This is a genomic window from Pseudomonadota bacterium (genome assembly GCA_018823135.1).
In the GTDB taxonomy this organism is placed as follows: domain Bacteria; phylum Desulfobacterota; class Desulfobulbia; order Desulfobulbales; family CALZHT01; genus JAHJJF01.
This window is the reverse complement of the sequence record JAHJJF010000086.1, coordinates 25,140-37,984: the sequence shown is the minus strand read 5'-3', so window position 1 is coordinate 37,984 and position 12,845 is coordinate 25,140. Positions and strand designations below refer to the sequence as shown.

At 47.0% G+C, this 12,845-nt stretch carries 10 protein-coding genes; 2 read left to right on the top strand and 8 right to left on the bottom strand.

Annotated elements, in window-relative coordinates; genetic code table 11:
* Window positions 1-64 precede the first annotated feature (64 nt).
* From KKE17_09090 to KKE17_09075, 4 genes are all read right to left on the bottom strand, one after another.
* Entirely contained in the window at window positions 65-280 is a 216-nt protein-coding gene (locus KKE17_09090; GenBank protein MBU1710143.1) for an RNA-binding S4 domain-containing protein, read from the bottom strand.
* Between the two features lie 166 nt (window positions 281-446).
* Window positions 447-2,045 (bottom strand): DNA mismatch repair protein MutS, encoded by a 1,599-nt coding sequence (locus KKE17_09085; GenBank protein ID MBU1710142.1) that lies wholly within the window; start codon window positions 2,043-2,045, stop codon window positions 447-449.
* A gap of 176 nt (window positions 2,046-2,221) precedes the next feature.
* Window positions 2,222-4,192 carry a response regulator gene (locus KKE17_09080; protein ID MBU1710141.1) on the bottom strand — a complete coding sequence of 657 codons (1,971 nt, stop codon included), beginning with the start codon at window positions 4,190-4,192 and terminating at the stop codon, window positions 2,222-2,224.
* Window positions 4,193-4,663: 471 nt separating this feature from the next.
* The gene (locus tag KKE17_09075; protein MBU1710140.1) at window positions 4,664-4,927 is read right to left on the bottom strand and encodes a GIY-YIG nuclease family protein; all 264 of its coding nucleotides are present in this window, start codon (window positions 4,925-4,927) and stop codon (window positions 4,664-4,666) included.
* Between the two features lie 291 nt (window positions 4,928-5,218).
* On the opposite strand from KKE17_09075, the gene KKE17_09070 reads away from it, so the two are divergent.
* Window positions 5,219-5,947: a DUF481 domain-containing protein gene (locus tag KKE17_09070; GenBank protein ID MBU1710139.1), complete on the top strand. Its 729-nt coding sequence runs from the start codon at window positions 5,219-5,221 to the stop codon at window positions 5,945-5,947.
* A 227-nt stretch (window positions 5,948-6,174) separates the two neighbouring features.
* Here KKE17_09070 and KKE17_09065 read toward each other — a convergent pair whose 3' ends face one another.
* From KKE17_09065 to KKE17_09050, 4 genes are all read right to left on the bottom strand, one after another.
* Window positions 6,175-6,771, bottom strand: a complete 597-nt coding sequence (locus tag KKE17_09065) for an OmpA family protein (protein ID MBU1710138.1) — start codon at window positions 6,769-6,771, stop codon at window positions 6,175-6,177.
* A gap of 174 nt (window positions 6,772-6,945) precedes the next feature.
* Window positions 6,946-8,331 carry a protein kinase gene (locus KKE17_09060; GenBank protein ID MBU1710137.1) on the bottom strand — a complete coding sequence of 462 codons (1,386 nt, stop codon included), beginning with the start codon at window positions 8,329-8,331 and terminating at the stop codon, window positions 6,946-6,948.
* 43 nt (window positions 8,332-8,374) lie between these two features.
* On the bottom strand, window positions 8,375-9,253 hold the full coding sequence (locus KKE17_09055) for a DUF4384 domain-containing protein (GenBank protein ID MBU1710136.1): 879 nt from the start codon (window positions 9,251-9,253) through the stop codon (window positions 8,375-8,377).
* 127 nt (window positions 9,254-9,380) lie between these two features.
* Complete coding sequence (locus KKE17_09050; protein ID MBU1710135.1) at window positions 9,381-10,724, bottom strand: tetratricopeptide repeat protein; 1,344 nt, start codon at window positions 10,722-10,724, stop codon at window positions 9,381-9,383.
* A 398-nt stretch (window positions 10,725-11,122) separates the two neighbouring features.
* Between KKE17_09050 and KKE17_09045 the strand changes: the two genes are divergently transcribed.
* Window positions 11,123-12,676, top strand: a complete 1,554-nt coding sequence (locus tag KKE17_09045) for a tetratricopeptide repeat protein (protein MBU1710134.1) — start codon at window positions 11,123-11,125, stop codon at window positions 12,674-12,676.
* Window positions 12,677-12,845 lie beyond the last annotated feature (169 nt).

Here is a 12,845-nt window from a genome sequence, read left to right as displayed (position 1 = left end):
ATTAACGAAGTCAGGATTATGCCAAAAAACATAACAGGGGTAAAGAGTAAATTGCGTGGATGACTTAGCTGGCCTGCTGCACGGTATATTCCATGCCGGCAAAGCGCACCAGATCGCCGTGCCGGAGCTGACGGCCCCGGCGGGTCTCGGTTTCACCGTTGACCTTGACCTCGCCGCCCTGGATGACGATTTTGGCATGGGAGCCGCTTTCAACAGCAGTTGCAAGTTTGAGCATTTGCCCGAGTTTGATGGTTTCTGAATGGATGGTAATTGGGATCATTGCTCAGTTGTAGTCCTTAATAATTTATAGCTGTTGTAATGAGGTTTAAAGGGGTGTCGACCAGCGAAGCAGTTCGGATCAGCCGAAGCACTTAAGCCTCAATGGATCGTATTATAACAGAAAAAACCTTTTGGGTTTAAGTTGATAATAGTTTCAATGCTCAGTATCAGATATAACCGTTTTTCCGGAGATGCTGCTGGATGTCTTCCGGGGTGAATCCGAGTTTCTTCACAACGATTTCCGCATGGCTGTCCCTGGAAATCCCCGGAATAATCCGGTGGGTTGGTTTGTTGTCCTTGAATTCAACCTGCAGGGCCTGGCCGCGGTTCATCTCCTGAAACATTTCAACCAGTTCATAGTTATGGGTGACCAGAATCGTGTTGGTTACCTTTGCATAAAAACCGTTTAAAATTGCCGCAGAAACCGGCAGCCTCTCGTGCATTGTGGTGCCTTCGGCAATTTCATCAAGAATGGCCAGACTCTTCGGGGTTACGTCAAAGAAGATATCTCTGGTGCGTTTGAGCTCGGTGCCGAACCTGCCCTCGGGGTCGCTTAAGGAATCAAAGGCCGGCGCCTGATAGACGATTTTGTCTGCAACGTTCATCTGTGCGGAACTTGCTACAATCGGCGAGCCGATCTGGCCCAGGAGCTGGTTCTGGGCAATGGTTTTACAGAAGGTTGTTTTGCCGCCGCTGTTCGGGCCGGTAATAAAGGTGAGGCCGACCCCGTCGAGATTTACGTCATTACCCACATAATTTTTGTCGTTTTTGGCAATTATCGGATTCATCAGGTCTTTGGCAACAAAATAATGCCTTTCCTGGTTGGTGATCTCGGGAATCACTGTGTCGTGGGGAATGCCTTCCTGGAAAGCGATGAATGACAGCAGTTCATCAAGACAGGCAACCGCCTCTATTGTCGAAGTGAAATAATCTGAACTGATAAGCCGCTGGCGAATGGGAAGAATGGCCAATTCGTCGTCGATAAAGGGTTTCAGCAGAAAGGCATATACTCCGCCGAGAAGAACGCCGCCGCCGGTAAGCAGCACCAGGGATTTTGCAACAGCATAGTCAATAAAGCCGAAAATGCCCGCGCCAAGGGACAGAATCAACGGAATCGATGGCGCAATGGCTCCAAAGCTCAGCCAGCCCGGTCTGAACCGTAAAGCCGGGGTGTAGAAATGTTTTTCATCCCGGGTTTTGATGCCGTCAAAGGTCCTGAAAGTGGGTTTGCTGACCAGACGGCTCTCTTCAGTTTTGCCGTAATTCTTGATAATCTTGACAAGAGAATCAAGGTAGATGGTTTCCGGCTGCGGTATATTTTCCACGGAGGAGATCAAGGTTTCCATTGCCTTGACGGCTCTTTTCAGGGTGCGGTAGGGAAAGATGGGAAGATAATTGACATTGAGAAGCTTAAAGAGGTCCTTTTCCTGGTCGCTGAATTTTTCGATCAGATCATGAACCGCGTCCCGGAGTTTATGGTTTGCCTCAAGCTCCATGAGTGATTCCTGCTTGGCATGGATAATATCGATGGAATCCAAAGGGGAGTGCAGCGAGTGAAAAAGCCGCGCAGCTCCGACCATGGTCCGGGTATGGTTAATGGATTTATAGAGATCATGGATTTCGATCATCAGCAGCGTTCGCTTGTCGAGAACGGTTTCCGAAAGCAGATCGAACATCTTATAGCTGTCAAAGGCGTTAGCTTCCAGCTGTTCGTTGATGATCTGCTTTCGATAATTAAGATCGATAATTAACTTGTCATTATCCATGAAAAACCTGTCAGGCTCCTTCTTTCCCCTTTCTGAAAAGAGAATATTGCTCTCAGGATTAAAAAGAACGTTTGTTCGCTCGGTTGCCAGGAAAAAGGCAAAACGGTAATCAATTTACGAAGGCCTTGTCAATAGAATAAACGGTTGCGGGGTTTGTGAAATTCTATGCGTTGAGATTAAGCGGTACGGGTGGCGTTTTCGATGGCGTTAAGCAATAAGTCTTTTCGTATCGGTTTTGAAGTATGATCATTCATGCCCGCGGCGATACATTTGTCTTTGTACCCTTCCATGTCATGAGCGGTGAGGGCAATGATCGGGATGTTGGCCCCGGTTTCTTTTTCCATATCACGTATTTTGCGGGTGGCCTCAAAACCATCCATTTCCGGCATCTGGACATCCATAAGGATAAGATCGAAGGTGTCGGACTTATATGCTTTGAGAGCCTCAAGGCCATTAGACGCGGTAGTTACCTCATACCCTTGTTTGGTAAGGATGTTGGTGGCTACCTTCTGGTTTACCAGATTATCCTCCGCCAGGAGGATGCGTATTTTTTTTGAATATTCAGGGGTTTCTTGGATATCTTCAACACCTTGCGGTTCGGGCTGTTTGCCAAGCCTGAGAGTGAAAGTAAAGGTGCTTCCTTTTCCTTCAACGCTTTCTATTCCAATCCTTCCACCCATTAATGCCACCAACTGACGGGCAATTGATAAACCGAGACCGGTGCCGCCGTATTTTCTTGTGCTGGAGGTGTCGGCCTGAGTGAAGCTGTCAAAAAGATCATTGATCTTGTCCTGAGGAATGCCGATACCCGTGTCTCTGACAATGAATTGTATTATTGAATGATTATTTAAGTCCTGATCGAGTTCAGCAGTGACCATGACTTCACCTTTTTCAGTGAATTTAATGGCATTGCCAATGAGATTGGCAAGTATCTGTCTGATCTTTCCGGGATCGCCGATCAGGTGGTCCGGGACATTCGGTTTTACCCGGCAGAGTAACTCAATATTTTTTTCCGCAGCAGGCCCGGCAAAATCGTGAGCTGCATTTTCCACGGTATCCGCCAGGCGAAAGGGAGTTTCATGCAACTGGAATTTACCCGCCTCAATTTTGGAAAAATCCAGAATGTCATTGATTACTGCCAGCAGTGATTCAGCGGAGGACTCCAATATCTTCATGAATTCCCGCTGCTCGGGGTTGAGATCGGTTTGCAGAATAAGGCCGGTCATACCCATGATGCCGTTCATCGGCGTGCGGATTTCATGGCTCATATTGGCAAGGAATTCACTTTTTGCAAGACTTGCGCGTTGGGCCGCCTCCTTGGCGACCTTCTGGGTAAGAACGGCGTCTCGGTATACTGTGATATCGTTGAAATCTTCAATGATTCCTATAATTTCACCTTCAGGATTGAAAAAAGGCGCCGCAGTCAGACTGCAGGGAACAATGGAACCGTCCAGCCGTTTTTTTTCTACCTCCACGGTCAGCCGTTTTTTAGTTTTTGGAAGAAACTCCATGGGGCAGTTTTCAGTGCCGCAATAAACTCCGGCAAAAATATCATAACATTTCTTGCCGATGATTTCTTCCTGTAGACCTGTGAAACCGATCAAGTCCAAAAAGGCCTGATTTACTCGAAGCATGTTAAATTCTGTATCAATAACCCTGATACCGTGAACGGCGGTATTGATTAATTGATCTATTTCAAAATAGGAGTTTTTCAGCTCATTCTGAGCCCTGGTGCGTTCCTTGATTTCTTTGTTGAGCGTCGTATTTGTTGCATTAATTTCTTTGGTCCGCTCCAACACGCGGGTTTCAAGTGTATCGTTGGCAAACCGCAGGCGATTTTCGCTTTCATTGATTGTATGTATGGTGCTTTCCGACATATTAATAATCAGGAATACGAAGAAGGCGCCGCCCAGAAAGACCAGGCCGGTGATGGATTCCAGCGGAAAAGGAATATCTGCGACAAGAAGGGTGACAAACGCAATATAGCAGGCAACAAAGAAAAACATCAGCAGGGTAATAATCAACCAGGACTGTTGATGAGTGTGCGGCGCAAGCCGCCTTACACGGAGTCCTTTTTTTATTGAAGCCGCCAGGAAAATCGTACCGGCGCCAACCAATAATGCGGAGATAAGTTGAATGATGGTCATTGCTAACTTTTCTGTTTTAGCTGAAATATCTCAAATCAAGAGGATGATTTCAGCATGGTTTAACTATATCATTACAATAGTTATATTCTGATGCAAACGCATTATTATAATAATAACGATTATGAATTAGAAATCAAGCTAAAATCATCTATTTATTGATTGGATGTTCTGGGTTTTGAGAGCCATTACCAGGTGTATGTCGGACTTGAGATTTAAAATACTGCAAAATTGCAGAATTGGCATATTTTTTCTTTGATTTTCTTTAAATAGCGATGTTATCCGCATTATATCCATGAATATCTACCCTGGCTAATCAATTTTTCGCAACGATTCTTTGAGTCAGGCAGACTCCTGAGTTCTTAATGATTTTTAATGTTTAATGTATGCAATGTTGTATGCATAGAACTGAAAAAAAAACTCAAACAAGATGAGTGAAGACGTTTTTTTATATGAATTCAGGGTCTGCATTCATCACGCATCTCCGTCACTTATCAATATCTCCTTTTGGGCTTTTGTGAACTTTTTGAGCTGGATTTCCCGTTGAGTCGCCTCGGACCTGTCGGGATATGTTTCACAATACACCAGTTTCACCGGTCGACGCGGCATGGTGTATTTTGCTCCGGATCCATCATTGTGTGCTTTCAGGCGTTTCTCAAGATCATTGGTAATGCCGGTATAATAGGTGCCGTCATTGCAGCGGACCATATAGGTGTACCAGTTTTGATTTTTTTGCATTGTCTTTAGAAATTCATTTGACTGTTATTTGAAAAGGTGATCACATTGTTAAAAGTTGCACCCGGTTATGGAGTTGCTTTTGTTATCGATTCTTCTTAATAAAGAGTGGAATTCATCTGCAGAATACAGTGAAATCCGGGATTCTGCACCTGTAGTATAAATACATCAATCAGTGCCAGTCCATAAAAGGTATTTTACTCCGGCCTCTGCGTCATGCTTTTAAAATATCCTCGTTTCTGGACAGACACAGATTAATCGACAGATTATAAAAAATAATATAAGGAGGCAGTTATGAATGTGAAAAGGATACTTGTCCTTGCATGTGCCGTATCGGTCATTGCTTTTAATGTCCAGGCGGAAGAGGGCAAATGGAGTGATGAGGCGGAATTGTCGTATGTTGAAACGCGGGGAAATTCCCTGGTGTCAACTTTTTCAGCCAAGAATCTATTTAAATACAAGTTTACCGAAAAAATTGACGGTGCCTGGAAAATTGCTGCTTTAAACAGCAAGAGTGAAGGGACCAGAAGCGCTGAAAATTATTCCACTGAAGCCCGGGCCAATTATTCCATCACTGAACGGTTCTATGCATCTGCAATTGGTGGTTGGCTCAAAGATAATTACTCAGGAATCGATGCGCGGTATTATGCAGGCCCTGCGGCCGGGTATAAGGTACTCCTGGGACCGGAACATTTCCTCCACGGTGAGGGTGGTCTTGATTATGTCATGGAAGACTACAGAGACGGCACGGACAGTAATTACCTGCGGGGCAGGCTTTTTTCAGCCTATGAGTATCATTTTAACAAGAAGAATAAGTTCAGTCAGTCCCTGGAATATCTGTATGATTTTGACAACAGTGAAAATTATAATGCAATATCCATTACCGCAGTTACTTCTTCGGTAAATGATTATATGTCGCTCAAGGCAAGTTACGAAATCAGATACGATAACGTGCCGGTACCGGCAAGCCTCGAAGACAAGGACACAATCTTTTCTGTGGCGCTGGTGTTTAACTTCAATTGAATAATTATTCTTTTTGAGGGGCTAATACTTTACAGCTTGCTCTGCGAATTGTCCCGGAATCCAGGAGCCAGGAGTCTGAATGCAGAAGTATTCAAGATGTAACATCTGCTCGCCTCGTTATCCCCTGGCATCTGGCTTCTGTGTTTTGACTTCGTAATTTCGAAAATAATAAAAGGGGCTGTCTCAAAAGTGAGGCAGCCCCTTGATTTTTTTGTGCGTAGATTTTTTTACTCGGCGACAATCTCCACCCTTCGGTTCAACTGACGATTTTCAGGTGTGTCGTTTTCCACAAGAGGATTTTCTTCCCCGAAGCCTGCGGTTTTTATGCGTGCTTCTTCAATGCCGTTTGCAGTAAGGAATTGCTTGATGGTTTCTGCCCGGCTGAGGCTGAGGTTCCGATTGTATTCCTCGCTGCCCACTGAATCTGTATGACCGTTGATTGTAAAGGTCTGTCCCTGAAGTTCCTGGCTTTTCATGGCATTTGCAAGTTCGACGAGGATTTGAGATGATTCCGGACGGACGGCAAAGGAGTTGATATCAAACTCAACTTTCAGGTTAACCCGGGAGTCCTCTTTCTTGGCTGAGTCCAGAACCGCTTCGGCGTAATCTTTGTCTTCTACCACCTTGATGGTGTTTGTCTGGAACGACATGGATTCGCCCGACTGCATCTCAACCATCCCGGAGTCGTCCTGGCTGCCGCCATTATTCTTTGTTTTTAATTGCTGAATAATTCCTTCGGATGTGCTTTGAAAGTTCAAGTCCTCGGCAACTGCTGTGGATCCCAGCAATAACAAGAGAGAAAGAGAAATAACTGCGGTTTTCATAAGGCCTCCTGGTTCAACTGCTATTTGTCTATCCTATTGATCAAAGGGAGAATTTACACAGAAATTATTTTTTTGTCGGTCTCGCAAAAAAAACGCGAGACGGACGCGTAATCTGTCTCTAATCGGCTATATAATTAGTAGCGATAATTTAGCATCTGTCTCTTCCGGATGGTATCATTTTTTTTGCATATTGATATTCATGGGAATATTCCCCTTATCAATTACCGAAATCGCCAGCGCCACATCATAATAACCGTCGCGACTCAAGGTGAATTCATATATTCCTGGCGTAAGCTCAAGCTCCAGTGGAGTGGTGCCGATCCTGCCTTTTTCGGGGCTGTGAACGGATATTTCCGGAGGCAAGGTCGTAAATGATACAAGTCCTGTAGACGGCAGGGGCGGTTGGGTTGCTGCTATTGTGGAAAGAGCCGTATTGGCCTGATCGGTTTTCGGTTGTTCTTTCCCTGAATTGGATATGAAGAAGATTCCTCCACCAATGCAAAGCAATAAGAAAACTGCAATACCTATAAACAGGCCCTTATTCGACTTGGTCGCAACGGTTGGTGCAGTGGGAATTTCGCCCATGAGTTTGTCAATTACTGTGGCATCAGTCCTTTTCGGTGGAGCCTGGGGCGCAACAGGGCTTTGATTTGGACCTGCGCCGTCAACCCTGGTGGCATCATCAGAGCCGCCGCTGCTCATTGAATTGCCGAATACCGAGGCGCTGGCGCCTTTCGTGTCAGTGGCAGTAGCGGCCTGTTTAATTGCTTCGGCAAATTCGGTGGCGGTCTGAAAGCGGTCTTCGGGTCGTTTTGCAAGGCTCTTGGCAATAACCGCATCAAATGATCGGGGAATGTGCAGGTTCAGATCCGACGGCGGGATTGGGTCGATATTCAGAATCTTATGATAGATCGAGGCAAGGGAGCCGCCGGCAAAAGGCTTTTCCCCGGTGAGCAATTGATAGAGGATGACCCCTGCGGAAAAGATGTCAGCCCGGCCGTCAACCCTCTGGCCCATGCATTGCTCCGGACTCATGTAATTTGGGGTCCCCATGGTGGTGCCGATCTGGGTGAGTTCCGAGGATTCGATGCGGGCGATGCCGAAATCGGTAATCATGATATGGCCGTTTTCCTTGACCATGATATTGCTGGGCTTGATGTCCCGGTGGATTATCCCCTGCTGGTGGGCAAATGCCAGGGCATCGAGAAGCTGGTTCATTATATTGACGATGCCCTGCAGGGAAAAAAGCTCGTTTTTGTCAAAATAGGATTTCAACTCCCGGCCTTCCACATACCCCATGGAAATAAAGGCGATATCGCCTTCTTCGCCGTAATCATATATCACCACAATATTGGGATGGCTCAAACGGCCGGCAGACTGGGCTTCCTGTTTGAAACGGGCAATCATCTCACCTGCGGCTTCGGATTCAAGGGCGCTTTTGTTGATTGTCTTTATGGCAACAGTCCGGCCGATCATCGGATCAGTGCCTTTGTAAACCGTTCCCATGGCGCCCTTGCCCAGTTCGCCGATTATTTCATATTTACCGAGTTTTTCTAACATCTATGAGGCCCGTTTTTTAAGGTAAGCCGTAAATCCGACCTGGTCATGGGGCTGTGCTGAATTCCATTTCAGCTATTGATAAGGGCAGACAGTAAAAAGTAACCCGTGCATCATGAGCCTGTAAAGTTTTGACCAGATGTGCGGTCAATGTATCCCGTACCGAGTTCATGCTTTCCTTTATCGTCCCAAACACACCCTTATATCTGTCAAGCAGCGGTTCAAATTCCTCGGTGCTGGCAAACAGGAATATTTTTTCGTTACCGTATGGCTCGTCAACAATCAGGTGAAAAGTCTCGCCTCTTTTTTGGTCAGGGAATAAATGTGGCCTTGTTTCTTCAAAATAGACTGTTTTTTTCAGCCGATTGGGAAGCAGTTGAATAATCTCGCCGGTTGCATTCTGATTAATCAGATTTCCGTAAAATCCTTTATTACCCTGGATGGTGAAGATGATTTCATCGTCTTTTCTGTATTGGTCTTTTTTGCCCGATACACTGACCTGCAGCGGCCCCTTTGCCGATTGAACCACGGAAGCATTGGTGCGTAATTGCACTTCGCCGATAATTCGAATACCGGCAAGCTGTTTTCCTGTCCGGTTTGCATCAATCCGGGACGAGTCGAGTATCCTCAGCAATTTCCCATCCTCGCCGGGAAGAAATTCATAGTCTTTTTCGGTAAGTCCGGCATCCTTGAGATATTGCCGGCAATTTTCCAGCCCGAAACTTATCGCCCGGTTGCGGGCCAGATCTTCAGCCCGGGAGGGTTCCTGTCCATCCTGAAATGAGTAAGCGGTTGCGGAAAAGATCAGGAAAGATGAGTGCTGCTGATTCGCATACGCTTCATCTGCACCGGCTGCTCCTGTGAAGATCATGGTCATTAAAATGAAACACAGGCGTTTCATGCGGGATATTGGGTAAGATTTCACTGGTGGATTGTATCCTTTATTATCGTGATGGGTTGACATGAAATGATTAGCAAAATAGTTACCCCATAGAAGTGTTTTTTTCAAGCGTGCAGAATATAACCACAGGTTATTGCGAGGTTTGCTGTTTTCAGGCAATCTTGAGGATAAATATTCTGCCGTTGATCCACTGACCCTGTTCCTTGCGGATATTCTGCTCCTGGTCAGCTGCAACGGTAAATCCGCACTCAGCTGCAAGTCGGTGAATATAATCCGCCGACTGTGCATATCTTCCTGAAGATCGCAGTTCATAATCCCGAACCTCGCCCGCCGTCTCAATGGAAAAGGCAAGATAAGCAGAGCTTGCCGCTCTTTCCCTGATCGTTTTAAAAATCCGCAGCAGGTCACCGATATATATAAAAACGTCCGTTGCGATGAAAAGATCGAATTTGTCTTCTGTTTTTTCAAGAAAAGAGATGAGGTCGTCTTTGTAGAGTTTGTCGTAGATATTTTTGGATTCGGCTTTTTCCAGCATTCGTTCGGACAGATCAACCCCGGAGAGGGTCTTGGTCAGACCACGAAAGGCAAGACCGGAAAGGCCGGTGCCGCAGCCGAGATCAAGGCCATGTGCAAAGCGTGTGTCGCCGATGGTTTGTATCAAGGCATCTTTCAGTATTCCCGGCACCTGATATCCGAGTTTTTCAGTCAGCTGATAGTCGAAATGGGCGGCATACCGGTCAAAGGTGTCCACCACGTAGTCAGCGGGCGCCTTGTGCGTTGGAGTGCCACTGATCGCCGCGAGCATATGGCGGGCCGCGGCATTGTGCTGATCAGCGGCAAGAGCCTGTTGGTAAAAGGATTCAGCTTCAGTCTCGTTGCCTGCCGTATTCAGCGCACCTGCCAGGTTATAGAGGGTTGCGCTGTCTTGGGGATTTGTCGCCAGGGATTGTTTGAAGCAATCAATGGCTTCGGATGTACGCCCCAGGGCGCAGAGCAGCACGCCCAGATTATTCTGCGCCAGAGGATAATCCGGAGCGATCATCACCGCCCGGTTGAGATAGTTCAGTGCTTCCTCAGTCTTCCCCTGCAGATACAGAGCTTTGCCAAGATTGTTCAGAATTCTTGGGTCATTAGGATCGGTTCGCAGTGCTTTTCGATAGCAATTTAATGCACCTTGCATATCGTTATATTCCTCGAGGGTCGCACCGAGATTGAGGTTGACTATGGGATTTTCAGGATCAATGGCCCTGGCCTGTTGCAGGCAGGTTACTGCGGATGCCGGATCTTTCATCTCTCTGTAGAGGGCGCCCAGGTTGCAGAGCAGATTGATGTTTTCAGGGATCTGCGCAAGGACGCGATTATACAGCTGTTCAGCTTCCGGATAATTGCCGGCTTGATGCTGTGACAACGCCTCGGTGAAGAGGCTTTGCAGATCGGCGGTTGATTCGGGATATCCCGCGCTGTGGTTTCTGTTTCTTGAGTCGTGTTTATTCATAACCACACACGGGGGGAGTGAATTAATTCAGCAGGAAATGAATTCCTTCATGGAATAGACATCAAATTTACACTGAAAAATGAAGATAACATATAATGTATTTCCGATGCACCCGCAACCAGTGTTAGTGACTGGTGACTTCAAGGTACTGGGGTAATTTTTCCTGATTACAATGGAATTTAATAAGCATAAGGCGCATGGTGACATACCCGGACCGATTTCCTTCGCGTCGCCTTTGAGGTCGATTGTGCTGAAAAATGACCGGTTATCCCCTCTGGAATTTGACATGCGCATCGTATTTTATTAAATTACTAGCCTTTTATGGATTTCATTAAATGGAGATAGTTTGGGCAGGCATGTGACTGTCCGGCCTTGTTGATTAAGAAACGGCTGAACACATGAAGAACGGAAAAAAGAAAAAGAATCGAAAGTCCGGATCGGCAATTGGCCGACTCCGTCCACAGAGTCGGGATGAGCTGTTTCTTCTCGGACTGGCGCACCATAAGGCAGGCAGGTTTGGTTACGCCGCATCGTTGTATCGCCAGGCCATGGCGATTTCCCCGGATGATGTCGAGCTTCTGTTCAATCTTGGTATTGTCTGCCACAGTCTTGATGATCTTGAAGGAGCGCTCCGGCACTATTCGGAAGCCCTTAAATATGATCCTGGAAATCTCTTGATTCTGAGGAAGAAGGGGGCGGCGCTGCAGGAACTTGGCAATCTGCAGGAGGCGGCTCAGGCCTATGGTGATGTCGTTGCCCTTGCCCGGGAAGATATCGAAGCGCATCATTGCCTCGGCATTATTTTGTATGAGCTGTGGCAGCTTGATCAGGCCGCAGGCTTTTTTGAAAAATGTCTCCGGCTGAACGACTCACATCCCCATGCAGCATATAACCTTGGCCTGGTTAGATACGGCCAGGGGCGCCTCGAAGAGGCGGTTTCCTGTTTTAACCGCAACCTGGAGATCGATCCGGAAAACGGCAATGCCCTCTATAATCTCGGGACGATCCTGCGTCAACTGGGGAGAAATGAAGCGGCTGGCCGGCATCTTCGCGCCGCACTTAAAGCTAATCCCCTGGATGTGGATGTTCTTTTCAACCTCGGCATCGTATCCAAGGATCTTGGCGAGCTTGACGAGGCTATCCAGTTTTTCAAACTGGCCCTTAAAATAGATCCTCAAAACGGTGTTATCTTAAGAGGGCTTGGACTCATTCATCATTTACGAAATGAAATTGACCAGGCAATAGAGGCGTATGGCCGCGCATTTGCCACCGCTGACAGCCTGGAAGCCGATAATCATATGCTTTCGGCGTTGATGGGCAGGATGGCGCATTCGGTGCCCAGGCAGTATGTGGAGAATCTTTTTGACGGCTATGCCCTTAATTTTGAAAAGAGTCTGACTGCCATGAAATATGAGATTCCGGCCCGCCTGAAACAGGCGCTGCTGAATCTCCCAGGCATTCCCGGACATTTTGAAAAGGCCCTTGATCTCGGGTGCGGCACCGGTTTGTCCGGGATGCAGTTCAGGCCCATCGTCGGTTGGCTGGCCGGGGTGGATCTGTCGGCAAAAATGCTTGAAAAGGCGGCAGCAAAGGAGGTCTATGACACCCTGTCCCAGGGTGACCTCGTTGAATTCCTCAATAATGTTGAGGAGCGCTTTGCGCTTTATCTGCTCACCGATGTTATCATTTATTTCGGGAACCTTACCCCTCTTTTCGATGCTCTGAATAAATGCACAGCTGCAGGCGACAGGGTTCTGTTTTCAACTGAATTCTGCAATATGAAAGAAGAGTATATGTTGAGGCAGTCCGGTCGCTTCGCTCATTCGTCGGATTATATCAACAGGCTTGCCGACAGATTCTCCTTCCACGTCGAGTTTTGTGAGTCTGCCGGGATTCGTGAGGAGAAGGGTGAGTGGACCATGGGTGAGATGTACATCCTGTCCAGGATATAAGCGGATCTGTATCCATCTCGGTTTGTGAGAAGAGCGGGGCAAATCTCCACAGACAAAAAAGGGGCCGCCCAATTTGGGACAGCCCCTTGATTTTACTTGGTGCCCGGGACGAGAATCGAACTCGTACAGGGATAAACCCCGAGGGATTTTAAGACCTATTTTGCAGTAG